At 64.5% G+C, this 20,518-nt stretch carries 18 protein-coding genes and 1 other RNA gene; 3 read left to right on the top strand and 16 right to left on the bottom strand.

Features of this window, described 5'->3' with window-relative positions:
* Window positions 1–18: 18 nt before the first annotated feature.
* The 5 genes from proS to PE058_RS18025 all read right to left on the bottom strand — a co-directional run bounded on the left by proS (window position 19) and on the right by PE058_RS18025 (window position 5,112).
* Window positions 19–1,365, bottom strand: coding sequence for a proline--tRNA ligase (proS, locus tag PE058_RS18005; RefSeq protein WP_020085109.1), 1,347 nt, complete (start codon window positions 1,363–1,365; stop codon window positions 19–21).
* 483 nt (window positions 1,366–1,848) lie between these two features.
* The gene (locus tag PE058_RS18010; protein ID WP_020085108.1) at window positions 1,849–2,127 is read right to left on the bottom strand and encodes a DUF1467 family protein; all 279 of its coding nucleotides are present in this window, start codon (window positions 2,125–2,127) and stop codon (window positions 1,849–1,851) included.
* Between the two features lie 44 nt (window positions 2,128–2,171).
* Complete coding sequence (mce, locus tag PE058_RS18015; protein ID WP_020085107.1) at window positions 2,172–2,576, bottom strand: methylmalonyl-CoA epimerase; 405 nt, start codon at window positions 2,574–2,576, stop codon at window positions 2,172–2,174.
* A 47-nt stretch (window positions 2,577–2,623) separates the two neighbouring features.
* Complete coding sequence (locus PE058_RS18020; protein WP_271029001.1) at window positions 2,624–4,336, bottom strand: ribonuclease J; 1,713 nt, start codon at window positions 4,334–4,336, stop codon at window positions 2,624–2,626.
* 41 nt (window positions 4,337–4,377) lie between these two features.
* The gene (locus PE058_RS18025) at window positions 4,378–5,112 is read right to left on the bottom strand and encodes a biotin--[acetyl-CoA-carboxylase] ligase (RefSeq protein ID WP_271029002.1); all 735 of its coding nucleotides are present in this window, start codon (window positions 5,110–5,112) and stop codon (window positions 4,378–4,380) included.
* Between the two features lie 181 nt (window positions 5,113–5,293).
* Here PE058_RS18025 and PE058_RS18030 point away from each other — a divergent pair, with 181 nt between their 5' ends.
* Window positions 5,294–5,539: a PilZ domain-containing protein gene (locus PE058_RS18030; RefSeq protein WP_271029003.1), complete on the top strand. Its 246-nt coding sequence runs from the start codon at window positions 5,294–5,296 to the stop codon at window positions 5,537–5,539.
* Window positions 5,540–5,597: 58 nt separating this feature from the next.
* Here PE058_RS18030 and nuoN read toward each other — a convergent pair whose 3' ends face one another.
* The 11 genes from nuoN to PE058_RS18085 form a co-directional block, all read right to left on the bottom strand.
* Window positions 5,598–7,046 (bottom strand): NADH-quinone oxidoreductase subunit NuoN, encoded by a 1,449-nt coding sequence (gene nuoN / locus PE058_RS18035; RefSeq protein ID WP_020085103.1) that lies wholly within the window; start codon window positions 7,044–7,046, stop codon window positions 5,598–5,600.
* A 20-nt stretch (window positions 7,047–7,066) separates the two neighbouring features.
* Window positions 7,067–8,554 (bottom strand): NADH-quinone oxidoreductase subunit M, encoded by a 1,488-nt coding sequence (locus PE058_RS18040; protein ID WP_156827315.1) that lies wholly within the window; start codon window positions 8,552–8,554, stop codon window positions 7,067–7,069.
* Between the two features lie 2 nt (window positions 8,555–8,556).
* The gene (nuoL, locus tag PE058_RS18045) at window positions 8,557–10,509 is read right to left on the bottom strand and encodes an NADH-quinone oxidoreductase subunit L (protein ID WP_271029004.1); all 1,953 of its coding nucleotides are present in this window, start codon (window positions 10,507–10,509) and stop codon (window positions 8,557–8,559) included.
* A gap of 106 nt (window positions 10,510–10,615) precedes the next feature.
* Window positions 10,616–10,924, bottom strand: a complete 309-nt coding sequence (nuoK, locus tag PE058_RS18050; protein ID WP_020085100.1) for an NADH-quinone oxidoreductase subunit NuoK — start codon at window positions 10,922–10,924, stop codon at window positions 10,616–10,618.
* A gap of 36 nt (window positions 10,925–10,960) precedes the next feature.
* Window positions 10,961–11,593, bottom strand: a complete 633-nt coding sequence (locus tag PE058_RS18055; RefSeq protein WP_020085099.1) for an NADH-quinone oxidoreductase subunit J — start codon at window positions 11,591–11,593, stop codon at window positions 10,961–10,963.
* A gap of 67 nt (window positions 11,594–11,660) precedes the next feature.
* Window positions 11,661–12,149 (bottom strand): NADH-quinone oxidoreductase subunit NuoI, encoded by a 489-nt coding sequence (gene nuoI / locus PE058_RS18060; RefSeq protein ID WP_020085098.1) that lies wholly within the window; start codon window positions 12,147–12,149, stop codon window positions 11,661–11,663.
* 12 nt (window positions 12,150–12,161) lie between these two features.
* A complete protein-coding gene (gene nuoH / locus PE058_RS18065) occupies window positions 12,162–13,208 on the bottom strand; it encodes an NADH-quinone oxidoreductase subunit NuoH (protein ID WP_040498021.1) in 1,047 nt (348 codons plus the stop codon).
* 37 nt (window positions 13,209–13,245) lie between these two features.
* A complete protein-coding gene (gene nuoG / locus PE058_RS18070; RefSeq protein WP_271029005.1) occupies window positions 13,246–15,360 on the bottom strand; it encodes an NADH-quinone oxidoreductase subunit NuoG in 2,115 nt (704 codons plus the stop codon).
* A gap of 6 nt (window positions 15,361–15,366) precedes the next feature.
* On the bottom strand, window positions 15,367–16,653 hold the full coding sequence (nuoF, locus tag PE058_RS18075) for an NADH-quinone oxidoreductase subunit NuoF (protein ID WP_020085095.1): 1,287 nt from the start codon (window positions 16,651–16,653) through the stop codon (window positions 15,367–15,369).
* A gap of 6 nt (window positions 16,654–16,659) precedes the next feature.
* Entirely contained in the window at window positions 16,660–17,367 is a 708-nt protein-coding gene (gene nuoE / locus PE058_RS18080) for an NADH-quinone oxidoreductase subunit NuoE (RefSeq protein WP_020085094.1), read from the bottom strand.
* A gap of 290 nt (window positions 17,368–17,657) precedes the next feature.
* Window positions 17,658–18,002 (bottom strand): hypothetical protein, encoded by a 345-nt coding sequence (locus tag PE058_RS18085; RefSeq protein WP_020085093.1) that lies wholly within the window; start codon window positions 18,000–18,002, stop codon window positions 17,658–17,660.
* Between the two features lie 171 nt (window positions 18,003–18,173).
* Here PE058_RS18085 and ffs point away from each other — a divergent pair.
* An RNA gene (ffs, locus tag PE058_RS18090) (signal recognition particle sRNA small type) lies at window positions 18,174–18,269 on the top strand.
* A 154-nt stretch (window positions 18,270–18,423) separates the two neighbouring features.
* On the top strand, window positions 18,424–20,283 hold the full coding sequence (locus PE058_RS18095) for a DNA polymerase III subunit gamma/tau (protein ID WP_020085092.1): 1,860 nt from the start codon (window positions 18,424–18,426) through the stop codon (window positions 20,281–20,283).
* The last annotated feature ends 235 nt before the right edge of the window (window positions 20,284–20,518 follow it).

Consider the following 20,518-nt stretch of genomic DNA (forward strand, 5'->3'; position numbering starts at 1 on the left):
TCTTTTTTTGCGTCGCTCTCAGGCGAGAACGCGTTGGTCTATGACGCTTCGAATGGTGCGCTCGAGGCCGACCTCGATCGGCAGCGTCTCGCGCGCGCCGGTCTTGCGGTCCTTGATCTCGATCTCACCCGCCTTCACGCCCTTGGGACCGACGATGACCTGATAGGGAATGCCAATCAGGTCCATGGTGGCGAACTTGGCGCCCGCCCGCTCGTCGGTGTCGTCGTAGAGCACATCCACTCCGGCCGCTTCGAGGCGTGCCTTCACGTCGAGGGCCGCCGCATCGGTTGCCTCGTCACCAGCCTTAAGATTGACCACGGCGACCTCGAACGGCGCGACGGGCACGGGCCATACGATGCCCGCGTCGTCGTGGCTCGCCTCGATGATCGCGCCGACGAGGCGCGACACGCCGATGCCGTAAGATCCCATCTCGAGCGTCACCTGCTGACCATCGGGCCCCTGCACCCGGCACCCCATGGGCTCCGAATATTTGGTCCCGAAGTAGAAAATGTGGCCGACCTCGATGCCGCGGGCGGAGACACGCTTATCGGCCGGCACCTCGCTCTCGAAGCGCGCGGGATCATGCTTCTCCTCGGTGGCAGCATAGAGGGAGGTCCACTGGTCGAAGATCGGCGTCAGATCGCCCGTGAAATCCGTATGTGCGCCGGGGATCTCTCCCTCGATCAGGTCCTTGTGACAGAACACCTGGCTTTCGCCGGTTTCCGCCAGGATGATGAACTCGTGCGAGAGATCGCCGCCGATGGGGCCGGTGTCGGCCTGCATGGGAACGGAGCGCAGGCCCAGGCGCGCGAACGTGCGCAGATAGGCGACGAACATGCGCCGGTAGGCCGCGCGCGCCGCATCCTTGGTAAGATCGAAGGAATAGGCGTCCTTCATCAGGAACTCGCGGCCGCGCATCACGCCGAAACGGGGGCGGATCTCGTCGCGGAACTTCCATTGAATATTGTAGAGGTTCTTGGGCAGGTCCTTGTAGCTCTTCACGCTGTCGCGGAAGATCGTGGTGATGACCTCCTCGGCGGTGGGGCCGAACAGCATGTCCCGATCGTGGCGATCGGTGATGCGCAGCATCTCCTTGCCATATGCCTCGTAGCGCCCGCTCTCGCGCCAGAGATCGGCGGACTGGATCGTGGGCATGAGCAGCTCGACGGCACCGGCCCGGTTCTGCTCCTCACGAACGATGTTCTCGATCTTCTTCAGAACCCTGAGACCGAGGGGCAGCCACGAGTAGATGCCGGCAGCCGACTGGCGAACCATTCCAGCCCGCAGCATCAGCTTGTGCGAGAGGATCTCTGCTTCCTTGGGGTTGTCGCGGAGGACGGGCAGGAAAAAGCGCGAAAGATGCATGGGCCATGTCTTAGGTTGCGGCGCAAACGCGGCCGGGAGGGCGCACGGAGGCCCTTGCGGGCCGCCAGCGGGGCTCTCGAAAGCTCCGGGGCCGTCAATAGCCAGGATTGGGGTTAAGGGCAATCAAGCATCTGAAAACCGCCCGTGGATTGCCCAATCGGACGGCAAATCCCGAGGGAAGCCAAATCGCGAGCAGGGGTCCGCATCAGCTTTGGGCATCTGCGTTTTTTTGTACCTTGCCCCGTGACATAGCGCCGCCGTTCGGTTATGGTGCGCTCGTTCACGTGACAGGGGCGAGGCCAAATGATCCAGATGGCTCGGGGCCCAAGTCTAGGGAGAAAAAAGGCCTGAGGGCCGGAGCTAGTCTCTGGGAACTTCGAGCCAGAAAAGAGCAGACGGCGCGAAAAGCGCCGCCGAGTGGCAAGAGCAAGGCAGTCGCCTTGCTCTTTGCATTTCAGGCCCCCGAAACATGAGCGTAAAGCGTCAGCGAATGACGCCGCCGGGCACGTTCATCTCACCGGGAATGTAAAGCCCGAGCCAATCATACTGCAGGCCCCACCACACCGCGGCGAATGTGATTGCCGCGACGATGGTGTTGATGAAAAGCGTGCGCAGGATGCGCGGCGTGGCCGGGGCGCTGGCGGGCGTTCCCTCCACCACCTCGCCGACCTCGCCCTGGGTCTTCACGCCGAAGGGAAGCACGGCGAACAGCGTGAGCCACCAGATCATGATGTAGAGCGCGATACCGAGGCTAACGGTCATCTCAGTCTCCCTTCCAGGGCGGTGGTGCTGGGTCTGCCCGGAGCCTAGACCTGCTCCAGCTCCGTCAGCGTTCCGCAGAAGTCCTTGGGGTGCAGGAACAGCACCGGCTTGCCATGGGCGCCGATCTTCGGGTTGCCGTCGCCGAGCACGCGGGCGCCCTGCTCCTTCAGTTTATCGCGCGCGGCGAGAATGTCCTCCACCTCGTAGCAGACGTGATGGATGCCGCCGTCGGGGTTCTTCTCGAGGAACTTGGCGATCGGCGAGTTGGCGCCGAGCGGCTCGAGGAACTCGATCTTAGTGTTGGGGAGCGTCACGAAGACGACCGTAACGCCGTGCTCCGGCTGCGGAAGCGGATCCGTCACTACGGCTCCGAGGGCGTTCTTGTACACCGCAGTCGCGGCGGCCAGGTCCTTGACCGCGATGGCCACGTGGTTCAAGCGTCCAATCATCTCCGACTTCCCCGATCTCAGTAACCAAAATAGGAGCCGAGCCGCGCTCAGCCCTTTCCTTCGATCACGCTCACCAGCACCTTGACAATAGGCTTCTTGCCCCAGGCATCGGCCACTCCACTCCGCACGGCCCGGCGCACGGCCTCGGCGACCATCTCGATGTCGCGGCGGCGATCGCGGGGGATGCTTTTCAGAGTGCCCTCGACAGTTCCGAGCACGATTTCGCCCATGGGCTCGCCGCCCGCGTCCTCGGCGGGCACGCCGTCGATGGCGATCTGCGGCTCCGCCATCAGCTCGCCGCGCCGCGACAGCGCGAGCGCTACGACCACGATGCCGACGAAGGCCAGCTTGCGCCGTTCGCGCACAGGGCCGTCGCCCGAGGGGACGATCAGATTGCCGTCGCGGAACAGGCGCCCCACGGGCGCGTCATCGACGATGCGCACCGGGCCGGGCGAGAGGCGCACGATCTCGCCATTGTAGGCAACCTGAACCTCCGCGACACCGGCTTCGCGCGCGAGCTCAGCGTGCGCCTTGAGATGGCGCGCCTCGCCGTGCATCGGCACGGCGATCCGCGGGCGCGTCCAGGCATAGAGCTGGCGCAGCTCGTCGCGGCGAGGATGGCCCGTGACGTGAACCAGGGCCTCGTTGTCGGTGAGGACCTCGACCCCCATACGCACGAGGCTGTTCTGAATCCAGCCGACGGCCTTCTCATTGCCCGGGATGGTGCGCGAGGAGAAAATCGCGAGATCGCCCTTGTCGAGCGAGATGTCGGGGTGCTCGTTCTCGGCGATACGCGCCATGGCGGCGCGCGGCTCGCCTTGGCTGCCGGTGCAGAGGCAGACCACGTTGGAGCGCTTGTACTCCGAGAACTGCTGCTGATCGACGTAGCGGAAGCCTTGCGGCAGGTAACCAGTATCGATCGCAACGTCGATGACGCGATGGAGGGCGCGGCCGGCGACAACCAGCTCACGGCCCGCGGCGCGGGCGGCATCCGCCACGGCCTTCACGCGCGCAACGTTGGACGCGAAGGTCGTCACCGCGACGCGATGGGGCGCCTCCTTCACGATAGCGGTCAGCGACTTGGCGACATCACGCTCGGAGGGCGACTGGCCTTCGCGCATGGCGTTGGTGGAGTCGCAGATCATGGCGAGCACGCCTTCATCGCCCAACGCGGCCAGGCGTTTCTCATCGGGCGCGCCGCCGATCAGGGGGGTGCGGTCGAGCTTCCAATCGCCGGTATGGAGCACGAGACCCGCGGGCGTACGAATGGCGAGGGCGCTGCTCTCCGGAATGGAGTGCGACATCTCGATGAACTCGACGTCGAACGGACCGGCCTGGAAGCGGCCGTTGAGCTTGACCTCGCGGATCGGGATCGCATGTTTGCCGCCGTACTCCGCGAGCTTCGCCTTCAGCATCCCAGCCGTGAAGGGCGTGGCGTAGACCGGCACGCCGAGGCGCGACCAGAGATCCACCACGGCGCCGATATGATCCTCGTGCGCGTGCGTGATGACGATGCCGGCGAGCGCGCTCCGCTCCTCCTCGATGAAACGGAGATCCGGGAAGATCACGTCGATGCCGGGGTCGTCCTCGCCTTCGGGAAAGGTGATGCCGAGATCGACCATCAGCCACTTGCGCGCGTCGGGCGGTCCATAGCCATAGAGATAGGCATTCATGCCGATCTCGCCCAGGCCGCCGAGGGCCAGGAAGACCAGCTCGTCCTGCCCGTGAGGCCGGCCCCGTTTCGTGCGCTCTTCAGGCATTCGCCGCCTTCTGTCTTTTCTTTCTTGAACCGCGATCCCGATCAGCGCGAAAGCGAGACGTCTCCGAACGTAAATCGCCGTACGCCGCTTTCCGTTTCGAGCGTCAACGCACCTTCCGGGTCGAGACCAAGGAAGGCGCCGGAAACCCGCTCCGAGCCGGTGTGGATACTCATGCGTTCCCCTATAGGATGGGCGCGATTTAGCCAAGCCTCCCTGACGGCGGCAAAATCAGCGCCTTCGTCCCACGTTTCGAGCCAGATCTGGGTGGCGGTGGCGACCGCGGCAAGCAGCACCTCGGGAGACGGCGACACGCCATGGGCGGCCAAACTGGTCGTCGGACGGTCCGGCAGCTCAGGAGAAGAGCGGATGTTGATCCCCACGCCGATGATAGCGGCGAGGCCAGCGGGGACGGCGCTGCTCTCGATCAGGATGCCACCGGCCTTCTCGCCCCCGATCAGGATGTCGTTGGGCCACTTGAGGCGCATACCGGATGGCGCGCCTTTCATATCGGCCGCGCCGATGGCGTCGAAGACGGCAACGCCCGCAACGAGGGAAAGCTGGTAGGCTTTGGGTGCAGGCGCCTTGAGCGTAACTAGCAAGCTGGCTTGGAGATTTCCCGGCTCGGACGACCAGCTTCGCCCTGAGCGACCCCGGCCAGCCGTCTGGCGATCGGCCGCGATCCAGAGGGGGCCTCGCTCGCCCGCCACCGCGCGCCGCATGGCCTCCGCGTTGGTCGAATCCGCCTCTGCGAGGTGCTCGATCCGAAAAGCCGTCATTAGGTTGAGATCCGTCCGCGTGCGCGGCTGAGACCTGACGGAATGCGACATCTCATCCCGTCCCCTCGGTAAGCCGTCATTAAACACCTGAAATATATCATATATGACATCGATCAAGAATTAGGGCTGGCAGGCAAAAAATGGTGGCCGCCCAAAACGACAGCGCATCTCAGGAAGCACTATGTCTATCACGGCCCGCTCCGCATCTCGCAAACCTACAAACAAAGCCGGCCTGATCCAAGTGAGCGGCCGCGAGCATACCGTCGTACTGCGGGACGTGTCGAAAGTCGGCGCGCGCCTTCGCCCCGTCGGCAATCCCGAGCTTCCCGACCGATTCAAGCTCATCGCGCCCATGGAAAAGCTCGACGTCGAGTGCGTCGTGATCTGGCGCAAGGGCTACGATGTCGGCGTGAAGTTCGAGGTCTGATCCGCGCGCGATCGCGCCCGGCTCACACCGGCGATGGCTGCGCGGCCGACTCGTCGCGTCAGAAGCTGAACGATTTGGCTGCCGCTGCGGCAGCATCGATCAGCGGCGACGGATAGATCGCATACAGCAGAACGAAGAGGCCTGCGCCGATCATCACCACGCGGACATACGGCGCTGTCGTGGTGAAGGCTGGCTTCGCGTCGTCAAAGAACATCACCTTCACGATGCGCAGATAGTAGAACGCGCCGACGACGCTCGACAGGACGCCGATGATGGCGAGCCCGTAGAGCTCCGCCTTAACGGCCGCCGCAAAGACATAGAACTTGGCAAAGAAGCCCGCGAGCGGGGGAACGCCTGCCAGCGAGAACAGCAGCATGGCCAGAGTGAAGGCCATCGGCAGGTCCGTCTCGGCAAGGCCGGACAGCTCGCTGATCTCCTCTACGGGGCCACTCTCGCGACGCATCGCAAGGATGCAGGCGAACGAGCCGAGCGTCATGACGAGATAAATCGCGAGATAGATCAGCAGGCTTTGAATGCCCTCCTCGCTGCCCGCCGCGAGACCGACGAGCGCGAACCCGACATGGCCGATGGAGGAATAGGCCATCAGGCGCTTGATGTTCGTCTGGCCGATGGCGGCAAAGGCACCGAGCAGCATCGACGCGATGGCAAGGAAGATGACGATCTTCTGCCACTGCACTTCCATGCCGCCGAACGGCTCCGACAGCACGCGCGCCAGAAGGGCGAGTGCGGCCAGCTTGGGCGCTGCGGCGAAAAAGGCGGTGATGGGCGTCGGCGCGCCTTCGTAGACATCAGGCGTCCACATGTGGAAGGGAACGGCCGAAATCTTGAACGCGAGGCCCACGAGCAGGAACACGAGACCTGCGATCAGGCCGAGATTGGTGGCGGCTCCCGGCGCGGCGGCGGCCGTGGCAATCCCCGCGAACGTGGTGGTGCCGGTGTAGCCGTAAAGCAGCGAAGCGCCATACAGCAGCATGCCCGACGACAGCGCACCGAGAACGAAATACTTCATGCCCGCCTCGCTCGAGCGGACATCGTCGCGGCGGATGGCGGCCAGCACGTAAAGCGCGAGGCTCTGCAGCTCGAGGCCGAGATAGAGCGCGATGAGATCGTTCGCCGAGATCATCATCATCATGCCGACGGTGGACAGCAGAATGAGCACCGGCGTCTCGTAGCGGTTCGCGTGCGCGCGGCGCATGTCGTCAAACGAGAGCACGATGGCGGCACCCGAGCCCACGAGCACGAGCAGCTTCACGAAGCGGGCGAAGGGATCGGAGATGAACGCGTCGTTGAACGCGCGCTCGGTGCCCGTCTGGGACAGAAGCGCGACGCCCGTGACGAACAGGACGAGAATTCCGAGCCAGCCGACGCGATCCGCACGCTCGTCCGCCTCGGCACCGAAGGCGCCAAGCATGAGCAGGACCATTGCGCCCGCGGCGAGGATGATCTCGGGAAGGGCGGCGGTGTAGCTCGTCAGCTCAACAGGCATGTGGCCTAGTCCTTGGTGCTCTAGTTCGCAAGCGCTGCGGCCTGGCTCGCGGCCTCGAGCGAGGTCACGAGCGCTTTCACGGATACGGCCGTCACGTCGAGAATGGGTGCCGGGTAGAAGCCGAACAGGATGGTGAGGATGACGAGCGGCGCGAGGATCGCGATCTCACGCGCGTTCACATCCTTCATGGCCTTGAGGGACGGCTTTTCCAGCGGACCGAAAACGACCCGCCGGTAGAGATAGAGTGCATACGCCGCCGACAGGATCACGCCCGTGGTGGCGATGAAGGCCACATAGGTGTTCACCTTGAACGACGACAGCAGGGTGAGGAACTCGCCTACGAAACCGGAGGTGCCGGGGAGACCTACGTTGCCCATGGTGAAGACCATGAAGATGACGGCGTAGATCGGCATCCGCTCTACCAGGCCGCCGTAGGCCTTGATCTCACGCGTATGCAGACGGTCGTAGACGACGCCGACGCAGAGGAAGAGCGCCGACGAGATGAGACCGTGCGACAGCATCTGGAAGATGGCGCCGTCGATGCCCTGCTGCGTGAAGGTGAAGATGCCCATGGTCACGAAGCCCATGTGGGCGACGGACGAGTAGGCGATCAGCTTCTTGATGTCCTCCTGCACCAGCGCGATGAGCGAGGTGGCGACGATTGCGATCACCGACATGGCGAACACAAGCGGCGCAAGCGTCGCGCTGGCGTCCGGGAACATGGGAAGGGAGAAGCGCAGGAAGCCGTAGCCGCCCATTTTGAGCAGGATGCCTGCAAGAATGACGGAGCCCGCAGTCGGCGCCTCCACGTGCGCGTCCGGAAGCCAGGTGTGAACCGGCCACATCGGCATCTTGACCGCGAACGAGGCAAAGAAGGCGAGCCACAGCCAGAACTGCATGTCGGCCGGGAACTTCGTCGTCATCAGGGTCGGGATGTCGGTGGTGCCCGCATGCCAGTACATGGCCATCATGGCGAGCAGCATCAGCACCGAGCCGAGGAAGGTGTAGAGGAAGAACTTGAAGCTCGCGTACACGCGGCGCGGACCGCCCCAGACGCCGATGATGAGGAACATCGGAATGAGGCCGCCTTCGAAGAACAGATAGAAGAGCACGAGATCGAGCGCGCAGAACACGCCGATCATCAGCGCTTCCAGCACGAGGAAGGCGATCATGTATTCCTTGACGCGATCCTCGATGGATTGCCAGCTCGCCAGGATGCAGAGCGGCATCAGGAACGTCGTGAGGATGACGAACAGCATGGAGATGCCGTCGACGCCCATCTTGTACTTGATGGGGCCAAGCCACTCGCGCTCCTCCACGAACTGGAAGCCTGCCGTGTTCGGATCGAAGTTGATCCAGATGAGCAGAGAGATCGCGAAGGTGATGAGCGTGGTCCAGAGCGTGGCGTAGCGGATGTTCTGCACAGCCTCACGCGAGAGGAGTGCCACGAACAGCGCGCCCGCCAACGGCAGGAACGTCACGACAGATAGAATGGGAGCTCCTGCGATGCTCATGGGGCTCCCCCGCCGCCTGCCAGGATGAAGTACGTCAGAATGGCCGCAACGCCGATCAGCATGGCGAAGGCGTAGTGATATACGTAACCAGTCTGCAGCTTGATGATGCGGCCCGTTCCCCACAGCACGCTTTTCGCGGTGCCATCGATGGTTCCATCGATGACGGCGCCATCGACACCCTTCCAAAGGAAGCGGCCAATCGCAAAGGCGGGACGCACGAAGATGAAGTTATAGAGCTCGTCGAAGTACCACTTGTTGAGAAGGAACAAGTAGAGCGGACGGAAGGTGCGGGCCGTGGCTTCCGGGAGCCATGGGGCCACGATGTAGTAGAGGACCGCAAGGCCGAGGCCGGAGAGCATGGCCACGGTCGGCGCAAGGGGAACCCAGCCCGGAACCTCGTGCATGTGGTGACGGATGTCCTTGCCCGGCGCCTCGAACAACGCGGAGCGCCAGAAATCGGCATAGCCTTCGCCGAGGAAGTAATGCTGGAAGGCGATACCCGCGAACACGGCGCCGGTGGCGAGGACGAACAGCGGGATCAGCATCACCCACGGGCTTTCGTGCGCGTGATCATAGGTGTGATGATCAGCGCGCGTCTGGCCGTGGAACGTGAGGAAGATGAGCCGCCACGAGTAGAACGACGTCATGAAGGCCGCGATGACCAGCACCCAGAAGGCATAGTTACTCGGGGTGTGACCGGCATAGGCCGCCTCGATGATGGCATCCTTCGAGTGGAAGCCCGCGAAGCCGCCGACATGGGGAATGCCAACGCCGGTAAGCGCGAGCGTTCCGATCAGCATCATGATCCAGGTGATGGGCAGCTTCTTCGCCAGCCCGCCCATGCGGCGCATGTCCTGCTCGTGGTGCATGCCGTGAATGACCGAGCCGGCGCCGAGGAACAGAAGCGCCTTGAAGGCGGCGTGCGTGAAGAGGTGGAAAACGCCTGCGCCATACGCGCCGACGCCGCAGGCCACGAACATGTATCCGAGCTGCGAGCATGTCGAATAAGCGATGACGCGCTTGATGTCGTTCTGCACGAGGCCGACAGTCGCGGCGAAGAAGGCCGTGATGGTGCCGATGAACACGACCACCTGGAGCGCCGCCGGTGCCAGCTCGAAGAGCGGCGACAGGCGCGCGACCATGAACACGCCGGCGGTCACCATGGTGGCGGCGTGAATGAGGGCCGACACCGGGGTGGGGCCTTCCATGGCGTCCGGCAGCCACGTGTGCAGCAGGAACTGTGCGGACTTGCCCATCGCGCCCATGAACAGGAGCAGCGAAATCAGCGTCAGGATGTCGAGATCGTAGCCGAGGAACGACATCGTCTTGCCGACGAGCGCAGGCGCAGCCGCGAACACAGCGTCCAGGTTGATCGAGCTCGTCATCGCGAACAGGCCGAAGATGCCGAGCGAGAAGCCGAAGTCACCCACGCGGTTGACGACGAACGCCTTGATGGCGGCGGCATTGGCCTCCGGCTTCTTGTACCAGAAGCCGATCAGCAGGTAGGAGGCGAGACCCACGCCTTCCCACCCGAAGAACATCTGAAGAAGGTTGTCGCTGGTGACGAGCGCCAACATGGCGAAGGTGAAGAGTGAGAGATAGGCGAAGAAGCGCGGACGGCTGTCGTCCTCGTGCATGTAGCCGATCGAGTAGAGGTGCACGAGCGCGGAAACGGTCGTCACCACGACGAGCATCACGGCGGTGAGCGTGTCGATGCGCAGCGCCCAGGCGGTGTCGAGCTCGCCGGAGGTGATCCAGCGGAAGAGCGGCACGCGCGCCGTCTCTCCATCGAAGCCGACACGGACGAAGACGACCCACGACAGCACGGCCGTGATCATCATAAGGCCGGTGGTGATGATCTCGGAGGGGCGCGGCCCGAGCAGGCGGCCGAAGAGCCCCGCGATCAGCGCACCCGTGAGCGGCAGAAGAACGATTGCGGTGTAGATCATTGGATTCTCCCAGGCAGCAGGCGGTGGGCTGCGGGCGGCTGTGCCGCCCCGCGCCCGAACCGCGCGCCATTGCTGTTGCCTGCTGCCGGTTGCCTGCTGCTCACGGTCACCCCTTCATCATGTTGATGTCCTCAACCGCGATGGAGCCGCGGTTGCGGAAGTAGACGACGATGATGGCAAGCCCGATCGCGGACTCGGCTGCGGCGACCGTCAACACGAAGAGCGCGAACACCTGGCCGATGAGATCCGCGTGAAAATGCGAGAAGGCGACGAGGTTGATGTTCACGGCCAGGAGCATCAGCTCGACCGACATCAAGATGATGATCACGTTCTTCCGGTTGAGGAAGATGCCGAACATGCCGAGCGTGAACAGGCACGCCGCGACAGTCAGGTAATGTGCGAGCCCGATCTCCATGCCTTCCCTCCGTTCCCCCTGTTGCTCTCGCGTGCGCTAGTGGTCCGACTTCGAGTCGGGAATAGCGCTGCCGCCCGAGGCAACCTTGACCATCTTGACCGCGGTAGCGGGTCCGCGCGCGACCTGATCGGCGATGGACTGGCGCTTCACGCCTTCCTTGTGCCGCAGCGTCAGCACGATCGCGCCGATCATGGCGACCAGCAGCACGAGGCCCGCGCCCTGAAAGAAGTAGATGTACTTGGTGTAGAGGATCCGCCCGAGCGCTTCGGTGTTGCTCAGATCCTGCGGGATCGGCTGGGCGACCAGAGTGCTCGCGACCGGGCCGATGCCGCGCGCCGCGAGAAGCGCCACAAGCTCGGCCAGCACCACGCCGCCCACCAGCAGCCCCACGGGCGCGTTCTTGATGAAGCCCGCGCGCAGCTCCGCGAAGTCGACGTCGAGCATCATGACGACGAACAGGAACAGCACCGCCACCGCGCCGACGTAGACGATGATGAGCAGCATCGCCAGGAACTCGGCGTTGAGCAGAATGAACAGTCCCGCCGCATTGAAAAACGTCAGGATGAGGAACAGCACGGCGTGCACCGGGTTCTTGGCGACGATGACCGTCGCCGCGGAGGCCAGTGCCAGGACCGCGAAGAGATAGAAAAAGATCGCCGTCAGTGCCATTCCACGGTCCTTCGCGTTTCCACGCGTCCCAACCGCCTCCTTCCGCCCGCGGAAGGAGGCCAATCCCTCACCGATACCGGGCGTCGAGCGCGATGTTCTTCGCGATCTCGCGTTCCCAGCGGTCACCGTTCGCGAGCAGGCGCTCCTTCGAGTAGTAGAGCTCCTCGCGCGTCTCGGTCGCAAATTCGAAATTCGGTCCCTCGACGATGGCGTCCACCGGGCAGGCCTCTTGGCACAGGCCGCAGTAGATGCATTTCACCATGTCGATGTCGTAACGGGTCGTGCGGCGCGTGCCGTCGTTGCGGCGGGGGCCAGCCTCGATGGTAATCGCCTGTGCGGGGCAGATGGCCTCGCACAGCTTGCAGGCGATGCACCGCTCCTCACCGTTCGGATAGCGGCGCAGCGCGTGCTCGCCACGGAAGCGCGGCGAGAGGGGCCCCTTCTCGAACGGATAGTTCAGCGTCTTCTTCGGCGCGAAGAAATAGCGCATGGCGAGGAAGAACGCCGAGACGAACTCCGCCAGAAACAGCGATTTCACCCCAAGGGCCAAACGCATGGGTGAGCTCTCCTATGCCGATCTCAGGAACTGCAGCACACCGGCGACGACGACGACCATCGCGAGCGACAGCGGAAGGAACACCTTCCAGCCGAGGCGCATCAACTGGTCGTAGCGATAGCGCGGGACCATGGCTTTGGCCATTGCGAACATGAAGAACATGAACACGACCTTGGCGGCAAACCAGAAGATCCCCGGAACCATGTTCAGCGGCCAGATGTCGAGCGGCGGCAACCACCCGCCGAGAAACAGGATGGTGGCGAGCGCGCACATGGTGGTGATGGCGACGTACTCGCCGAGCATGAACAGCAGGTAGGGCGTCGACGAGTATTCGACCATGAAGCCGGCGACGAGCTCGCTCTCCGCCTCGACAAGGTCGAAGGGCGGGCGGTTGGTCTCGGCCAGGGAGGAGATGAAGAACACCACGAACATCGGCAACAGCGGCAGCCAGTACCAATCGAGCGCGGATGCCGGGAGCCCGAGCGAGGTGCCGATGCCGGTCGTCTGCGAGGTCACGACCGTGGTCAGGTTGAGCGAGCCCACGATCAGGAGCACGGTGATGATGACGAAGCCGAGTGACACCTCATAGGAGATCATCTGCGCGGCCGAGCGCAGTGCGCCCATGAAGGGATACTTCGAGTTCGAGGCCCAGCCGCCCATGATGACGCCGTAGACGCCGAGCGAGGAGATGGCGAGCAGGTAGAGAATGCCCACGTTGAGGTCGGAGATGACCCAGGTGCCCCAGCTGTTCTGGTTCATGGGGATCACGGCCCACGCGGCGAGCGCGCAGGTCGCCGTCGCGAGGGGGGCGAGGAGGAACACGCCCTTGTCGGCACCCGCGGGAATGACGGCTTCCTTGAACACGAACTTCAAGAGGTCGGCGAACGACTGAAACAGGCCGAAGGGGCCGACGACGTTGGGACCGCGGCGCATCTGAACCGCCGCCCAGACCTTGCGGTCCATGAGCAGCAGGAACGCGATGCAGACCAGGAGCCCCACGATGACGAGCAGCGACAGGCCTACCGCGATGGCGAGCCAGATGGCGTAGTCCCAGAGCATTGTGATGGTTTCGCTCGACATGCCGGTCGCTTGCTCCTTATTCCGCCGCTGCCAAGCCGGCAGCCTTACCGGCCGCCTTCTTGAGCGCGCTCATCTCGGCCATGACGGCCGAGGCGCGCGCGATCGGATTGGTGAGATAGAAGTCCTTGACCGCGGAGCGGAAGGGCTCGTCCTTGACGGCTTCCTTGGTGTCGGCCAGTGCCGCGACAGCCTTTGCGTCGGCCGGCGTGACACGGTCGAGCGCGGCCAGGACGGGCGCGTGCTTGTAGAGATCGGCCCTGAGCACGTTGATCGAGTCGTAGGGCAGCGTGTGGCCCACCAGCGGTGAGAGAGCGCGTATGATTGTCCAGTCCTCGCGCGCGTCGCCCGGCGGGAACGCGGCGCGCGCTGTCATCTGCGCGCGGCCCTCCGTGTTGACGTAGGTGGCGCTCTTCTCAGCGTAAGCCGCGGCCGGGAAGATCACATCTGCCCGGTGCGCACCGGCATCACCATGGCTGCCCTGGTAGACGACGAACGCCTTGCCGAGACGGCTCATGTCGATGTCGTCGGCGCCAAGCAGGAACAGGAAGTCCAGCGCACCGCTCTCTGCTGCCGCAACGAAGGTATCGACGCCGGTCGTGACCGGCTTGGCGGGCACGAAGCCGATATCGAGAGCCGCGACACGCGAAGCCGCCGTGTGCAGTACGTTGAAGGCGTTCCAGGAGGGATCCTTGCCCTGGGTGGCAGCGGCGGCGATCCGGGCCGCTGCGGCGAGCACCGCGCGTCCGTCCGCCCGTGCGACCGCACCGGCGCCCACGATAACGAGCGGCGTGCTCGCACCCTGAAGCTTGGCGGCGAAGGGGTGCTTGCCGTCGGCCAGCTCCCGCAGCGTCTGACCGCCGGAGCCAAGATAGTCATACGGATAAGCGAGATCCGTCTGCTCGCCGACGAGGCCGATGGCAAGGCCACCCTGGCGCCAGCGCTTGCGGATACGCGCGTTAAGCACGGCGGCTTCGAGGCGCGGATTGGTGCCGATCAACAGGATGGCGTCCGCCCGCTCGATCCCCTCGATGGTGCTATTGAAGAGATAGCTCGCGCGGCCAAGCGCGGGATCGAGCTTGGCGCCGTCCTCGCGGGCATCGACGTTGGTCGAGCCGAGCCGCGCGAACAGATCCTTGAGGGCGAACATCTCCTCGGCACCGGCGAGCGGACCGGCGATGGCCGCCATGCGGTCCGGTGACGTGGCCTTGATCTTCGCCGCAACCGCCTCGAGAGCCTCGGTCCAGGTGGCGGGAACGAGCCGGCCGTCCTTGCGAACGTACGGCTGGTCGAGCCGCTGCGTTCTGAGGCCATCGGCGACGTGACGCGTCTTGTCGGAAATCCATTCCTCGTTCACCGCGTCGTTGTTGCGCGGCAGGATGCGCATCACCTCGCGGCCGCGCACGTCAATGCGGATCGCCGAGCCGAGCGCGTCCATCACGTCGATGCTCTCGGTCTTGCGCAGCTCCCAGGGGCGCGCGTTGTGCGCCCACGGGCGGTGGGTCAGCGCGCCGACGGGGCAGAGATCGTTCACGTTGGCGCTCATCTCGGAGAGAATGCCGCGCTCGAGATAGGTGGTGATCTCCATGTCCTCGCCGCGGCCGATGGCGCCGAGCTCCTCGACGCCCGCGATCTCGGTCATGAAACGGACGCAGCGGGTGCAATGGATGCACCGGTTCATGGAGGTCTTGATCAGCGGCCCGAGGTATTTGTCCTCGACGGCGCGCTTGTTCTCGACAAAGCGCGAGCCGCCGGAGCCGTAGGCCATCGCCTGATCCTGGAGATCGCACTCGCCGCCCTGATCGCAGATCGGACAATCGAGCGGATGGTTGATCAGCAGGAACTCCATCACGCCTTCGCGCGCCTTCTTCACGGTCGCGCTCTGCGTGCTGATCACCTTCGGCGAGTTATCGCGGTTGGGCGGCAGATCGTTCACGCCCATGGCGCACGAGGCGATGGGCTTGGGGCTACCCTGCACCTCGACGAGGCACATGCGGCAGTTGCCGGCGATGGAGAGGCGCTCGTGGTAGCAGAAGCGCGGGATCTCGGCGCCCGCCTGCTCGCACGCCTGGAGCAGCGTGATGCCGTCCTCGACCTCGATCAGCTTGCCGTCGATGATGAGTTGCTTCGGCATGTGGGCTTACTCCGCCGCCTCTTTGTGCGCAGCCTGATAGGCGTCGATCCGGGCCTCGATAACCGGCCGGAAATGGCGGATCAATCCCTGCACAGGCCAGGCGGCCGCATCGCCCAGCGCGCAAATGGTGTGACCTTCGATCTGCTTGGAAACGTCGAACAGCTTGTCGATCTCGCTCTTCTCCGCCTCGCCCCGCGCCATACGCTCCAAGACGCGCCACATCCATCCCGTGCCTTCACGGCAGGGGGTGCACTGGCCGCAGCTCTCGTGCTTGTAGAAGTACGCGATGCGCGCGATGGCCTTGATGACGTCGGCCGATTTGTCGAGCACGATAATGGCCGCCGTTCCGAGACCCGACTTGAGCTTCGTCAAGCTGTCGAAGTCCATGGTCAGCGTTTCGCAGAGATCGGCCGGAATGAGCGGCATCGAGGAGCCGCCCGGGATCACCGCGAGCAGGTTGCTCCAACCACCGCGCACGCCGCCGCAATGCTCGTCGATCAACTGTCGGAGCGGAATGCCCATCTCCTCCTCGACGACGCAGGGGCGGTTCACGTGGCCCGAGATCTGGAACAGCTTGGTGCCGGTGTTGTTGGGCAGGCCGAGGGCCGCGAACCAGTGGCCGCCGCGGCGCAGAATGTCCGGGACGACAGCGATGCTCTCGACGTTGTTGATCGTGGTCGGCGCGCCGTAAAGGCCGACGTTGGCCGGAAACGGCGGCTTCAGGCGCGGCTGGCCCTTGCGGCCTTCGAGGCTTTCGAGAAGCGCCGTCTCCTCGCCGCAGATGTAAGCACCGGCACCGTGGGCGATGTAGAAATCAAAGTCCCAGCCGTGCACGTTGTTCTTGCCGATCAGCTTGGCCTCGTAGGCCTCGTCGATGGCGCGCTGGAGACGCTCGCGCTCGCGGATGAACTCGCCGCGGATATAGATGTAGCTCGTGTGGGCGCGCATCGCGAAGGCCGCAAGGAGCGCGCCTTCAATCAGAAGATGGGGATCATTGCGCATGATCTCCCGGTCCTTGCACGATCCCGGCTCGCTCTCGTCGGCGTTGATCACGAGATAGGAGGGGCGCGGATCGGCCTTGGGCATGAAGCTCCACTTGAGGCCGGTGGGGAAGCCCGCACCGCCGCGGCCGCGCAGGCCCGAGGTCTTTACCTCGGAGATGATCCAGTCGTGTCCCTTTTCGATAAAGAACTTCGTGCCATCCCACGAGCCGCGCGAGATGGCGCCTTTGAGGCCCGAGTCGTGAAACCCGTAGATGTTACGGAAAATGCGATCCTTGTCCTCGAGTAGCATCCTGATCTACCCCTTGGATTTGTCTGCGGGCTGAGAGCCGGCTGCGGCTCCCTCGTCCTGCAACTCGGGAAAGCGAGCGCGCCACGCGCCGATCTGCGAACCGTCGTATAGCGCCGGATCCACCAGCGTCGTGACGGCGCCTTCGGGGGCCGACGTCTTGCGGCCGATCTGCGATCCCGCCTTCGGCTGAGCCCCGCGCGCGAAGGCCGCGAGGATCTTCTCGAGCGCCTCCGGCGTCAGATCCTCGTAAGTGTCTTTCCAGATCTGCACCATAGGAGCGTTGGCACAGCAGCCCAGGCATTCCACCTCCTCCCACGAGAACTGGCCGTCCTCGGACAGCTCATGGGGATGCTCGGAGATGCGCCGCTTGCAAACGTCGATCAGCGCTTCCGCACCGCGCAACATACAAGGTGTCGTGCCGCATACCTGGACGTGGGCCTTGGTGCCCACAGGTGCAAGCTGGAACATCGTATAGAAGGTCGCGACCTCGTAGGCGCGGATGTAGGCGACGCCGAGCATGTCGGCGACGTATCTCAACGCGGGCTCCGGGAGCCAGCCGCCCGACTGCTCCTGTGCGCGCCACATCAACGGAATGATTGCGGATGCCTCTTTGCCGACCGGATACTTGGCGATGGTCTCCTTCGCCCACGCGAGATTTTCGGGCGTGAACGAGAAGCCATGCGGCTGGTCGGGATGAAGGCGGCGGACGGCCATGCTGGCTCCCCTCTACGGATCACCCGCGGGGTTCCGAGGCAGCACGACGCGATCTGGGCCGAGAACGCCCGATCACGCGCTACCTCTTCATGCAACACCCCCGCAGCAGCTTAGTGTTCCACTACGTCTATCGCAGCGCGAAAGCAAGCACACACGGCGTTGCTCCCACGCGCAATCGCATGAACATCACAGGGAGATTCGACGCACTGACTAAGGTCAAGAAATCCGATCTCTGGCGTCAGAGATGATCGCGGAGATCGCAGATTGGAGAGGCGATCGTCGCAAATCTTTCACGCGAGCGGCGAGTTGAGCCAGCCGGTGATCAGAAGCACGGTCGCGACAGGTGCGAGGAAGAGAGAGATCTGCGATCCGACGCGCAGAAATCCCGTCCAGAAGACGGCGAGCAGTATGCCAAAAAGTACGATGACCCAACCGCCTGCCTCGGTGCCGCGGGTGGCGGCGAACCAGAGCGCGTTCGAAATCGCGAACAGCCCGATCAAAACAGGCACGGCGGGGAAGTCGATCTGGAGTGCTCCCATCGGCCATTCCTGCCGCCGGGCAACGATGCTGTAGGTCGCGAGCGAGAGGCCCCAACCCAGCGCGGCTACCGCCAACAGAAACAAATTGTCGATCATGTGGAGCAACTCCCCCCTCAATGCGTCCACAGATTGTGCCAGGATTTCCGTCGTTTCACCAGTATCCGTTAAGAACCCGGTTAAGGCTCGTGCCGCCCGGGGACAGGCCAGCCAGGGATAATCCTGACGGCAAGGCTTGCCACCCCCTCGGCAAGACGCCATATTCCGCCCGGAGGCTGGCGGCGGACGAGTACGTCGCCAACCGGGTCAGGTCCGGAAGGAAGCAGCCCTAACGACAGGTGCACGGGTCGTTCGTCAGCCTCTTTATTCGCTCACGGGCCTGTCGCCCGACGCGGCCAAGCCGCGCCGGTTGGTCCTTCGCGGGGGCGCGGCTCGCCGCGGGCCACCTTGTGGCCTGGGCCCTTCGGGCCGAAGCGATGTCCCCCTGCTTCTACAATTGAGCGCAGAGTGGGCGGGGCGGATGGCCAAGAAGAAATCGGACAATGACGTGACGACGGGCAGCGGCGAGGCAACGGCGCCGGCCAAGCCTTACGTCGTGCTTGCGCGCAAATACCGTCCGCAGACGTTCGATGACCTGATCGGCCAGGAAACGATGGTGCGGACGCTGCGCAATGCGTTCCGGTCCGGGCGCATCGCGCACGGCTTCATGCTGACAGGCGTGCGCGGCGTCGGCAAGACGACGACGGCCCGCATTCTGGCGCGCGCGCTCAACTACGAGACCGACACGATCCATGCTCCCACCATCGACATGCCGGTGCCGGGGCGGCACTGCCTCGAAATCATGGAGAGCCGCCATCCCGACGTGATCGAGATGGACGCCGCATCCAACACCGGCGTCGACAACATCCGCGAGATCATCGAAAGCGCGCGCTACCGGCCTCTTTCCGCGCGCACGAAAGTGTTCATCATCGACGAGGTCCACATGCTCTCCAAGGGCGCGTTCAACGCGCTCCTGAAGACGCTCGAGGAGCCGCCGGGGCACGTAAAGTTCATTTTCGCGACGACGGAAATCCGCAAGGTGCCGGTTACGGTGCTCTCGCGCTGCCAGCGGTTCGACCTGCGCCGCGTGGACGTGCCACGGCTGTCGCAGCACTTGAAGTCAATCGTCGCGAACGAGGGCGCGGCGGCGGACGACGACGCACTGACGCTCATCGCGCGCGCGGCCGAAGGATCCGTGCGCGATGCGCTCTCGATCCTCGATCAATCGATCTCCACCTCGTTCGGCCCGAGCGAGGACGACGGCGGCGTGGTCACGGCCGCCTCCGTTCGCGCGCTCTTGGGCCTCGCCGACCGGGGACGCATCTTCGATCTTCTCGAAACGCTGGTGGCGGGCGAGATCGCGCAGGCGCTCAAGGCGCTGGACGGCCTCTTTCACGACGGCGCGGATGCGAGCCAGGTGCTCGCGGATCTCGCCGAAGCCGTGCACATCACCGCGCGCATCAAGGCCGTGGGACCGGACGCGGCGGGCGAAGCGCTGGCACTGGAAGAGAAGCGGCGCGCGGGTGCGCTTGGCGAACGGCTTTCCATGCCGCTGCTGGCGCGGCTGTGGCAAATGCTGCTCAAGGGGCTCGACGAAGCCGGAAAGGCGCCCAATCCCCTGGCTGCGGCCGAAATGGTGCTGATCCGCATCGCGCACACCTCGGACCTCCCTCCGCCCGACGAGATCATTCGCGCCCTCGGAGGGGCACCGGAGCGGCGGCGCAGCGAGCGTCCGGCCGCCTCCGACGCCGCCCGCAACGGCGCGGGCGCGACCGCCGAAGCAGAGGGTGGGCAGCAACCCCGCGCAACAGCGTCTCCGGAAATGGACCTCGACCTCCTGCCGGAGGAAGACCGGGATTTCGATTTCCCGGCTGAGCTTCTGGATGAGGAGGGGAGCGACGACGAGGGCGACCGCATCGCCCCGTCAGCCGGCGGGACGGTGCTCCGCCCCCTCAACACGTTCGCCGACGTCGTCACGCTGGTCGGCGAGCGGCGCGACGCCAAGCTCAAGGTCTCGCTCGAAGAGCAGGTGAGCCTCGTGAAGTACGACGGCATTGCAGGCGCAATCGATCTCTTCCTGCTGCCGGGCGCCTCTCCCGACATCGCCAACGACCTGCGCGAGAAGCTCAACAAGTGGACCAGCCGCCGTTGGGTGGTGGTGCTTTCCAAGACGCCGGGCGAACGGCCGATCGGTCAGGTGCGGCGTGAGCGCGAGGCCGAGGAGATCGCAGCGCTGAAACGCCATCCGGCCGTCGCGGCCGTGCTCGGCGCCTTTCCGGACGCAGAGGTTTCGCCCGTGAAGCCAATCGCGCGCCGGGACGACGACAGCAAGGCGGGATGACGAGGGTCGTCGGGTGGAGTGAGGCCGTGGGCAGCAGGCAGCAGGCAGCAGGCGGTAGGGGAGATTCGCTTGCGTCTTACTTTCTGCGATGCCGCACTGCTTATGGCGTCGGCCCTAAACGGGAAATGATCCCGATTTTTGCTGGCGGGAAACGCTCCCCTGCCCCGACAAATGTAACAATGTTATAGCGCGCGCCTCTTCGCCGGTGATCGCACCGGCGACTGTTCAGGGAGAT

Origin of the sequence: Hyphomicrobium sp. DMF-1, assembly GCF_027886585.1 — a bacterium.
Lineage (GTDB): Bacteria > Pseudomonadota > Alphaproteobacteria > Rhizobiales > Hyphomicrobiaceae > Hyphomicrobium_C > Hyphomicrobium_C zavarzinii.

What these genes read in the sequence shown, in the direction of transcription:
- proS (WP_020085109.1), bottom strand. Translation starts at nt 1,365, where the DNA reads ATGCATCTTTCGCGCTTTTTCCTGCCCGTCCTCCGCGACAACCCCAAG.
- PE058_RS18010 (WP_020085108.1), bottom strand. Translation starts at nt 2,127, where the DNA reads ATGACCGTTAGCCTCGGTATCGCGCTCTACATCATGATCTGGTGGCTC.
- mce (WP_020085107.1), bottom strand. Translation starts at nt 2,576, where the DNA reads ATGATTGGACGCTTGAACCACGTGGCCATCGCGGTCAAGGACCTGGCC.
- PE058_RS18020 (WP_271029001.1), bottom strand. Translation starts at nt 4,336, where the DNA reads ATGCCTGAAGAGCGCACGAAACGGGGCCGGCCTCACGGGCAGGACGAG.
- PE058_RS18025 (WP_271029002.1), bottom strand. Translation starts at nt 5,112, where the DNA reads ATGACGGCTTTTCGGATCGAGCACCTCGCAGAGGCGGATTCGACCAAC.
- PE058_RS18030 (WP_271029003.1), top strand. Translation starts at nt 5,294, where the DNA reads ATGTCTATCACGGCCCGCTCCGCATCTCGCAAACCTACAAACAAAGCC.
- nuoN (WP_020085103.1), bottom strand. Translation starts at nt 7,046, where the DNA reads ATGCCTGTTGAGCTGACGAGCTACACCGCCGCCCTTCCCGAGATCATC.
- nuoL (WP_271029004.1), bottom strand. Translation starts at nt 10,509, where the DNA reads ATGATCTACACCGCAATCGTTCTTCTGCCGCTCACGGGTGCGCTGATC.
- nuoK (WP_020085100.1), bottom strand. Translation starts at nt 10,924, where the DNA reads ATGGAGATCGGGCTCGCACATTACCTGACTGTCGCGGCGTGCCTGTTC.
- PE058_RS18055 (WP_020085099.1), bottom strand. Translation starts at nt 11,593, where the DNA reads ATGGCACTGACGGCGATCTTTTTCTATCTCTTCGCGGTCCTGGCACTG.
- nuoI (WP_020085098.1), bottom strand. Translation starts at nt 12,149, where the DNA reads ATGCGTTTGGCCCTTGGGGTGAAATCGCTGTTTCTGGCGGAGTTCGTC.
- nuoH (WP_040498021.1), bottom strand. Translation starts at nt 13,208, where the DNA reads ATGCTCTGGGACTACGCCATCTGGCTCGCCATCGCGGTAGGCCTGTCG.
- nuoG (WP_271029005.1), bottom strand. Translation starts at nt 15,360, where the DNA reads ATGCCGAAGCAACTCATCATCGACGGCAAGCTGATCGAGGTCGAGGAC.
- nuoF (WP_020085095.1), bottom strand. Translation starts at nt 16,653, where the DNA reads ATGCTACTCGAGGACAAGGATCGCATTTTCCGTAACATCTACGGGTTT.
- nuoE (WP_020085094.1), bottom strand. Translation starts at nt 17,367, where the DNA reads ATGGCCGTCCGCCGCCTTCATCCCGACCAGCCGCATGGCTTCTCGTTC.
- PE058_RS18085 (WP_020085093.1), bottom strand. Translation starts at nt 18,002, where the DNA reads ATGATCGACAATTTGTTTCTGTTGGCGGTAGCCGCGCTGGGTTGGGGC.
- PE058_RS18095 (WP_020085092.1), top strand. Translation starts at nt 18,424, where the DNA reads ATGGCCAAGAAGAAATCGGACAATGACGTGACGACGGGCAGCGGCGAG.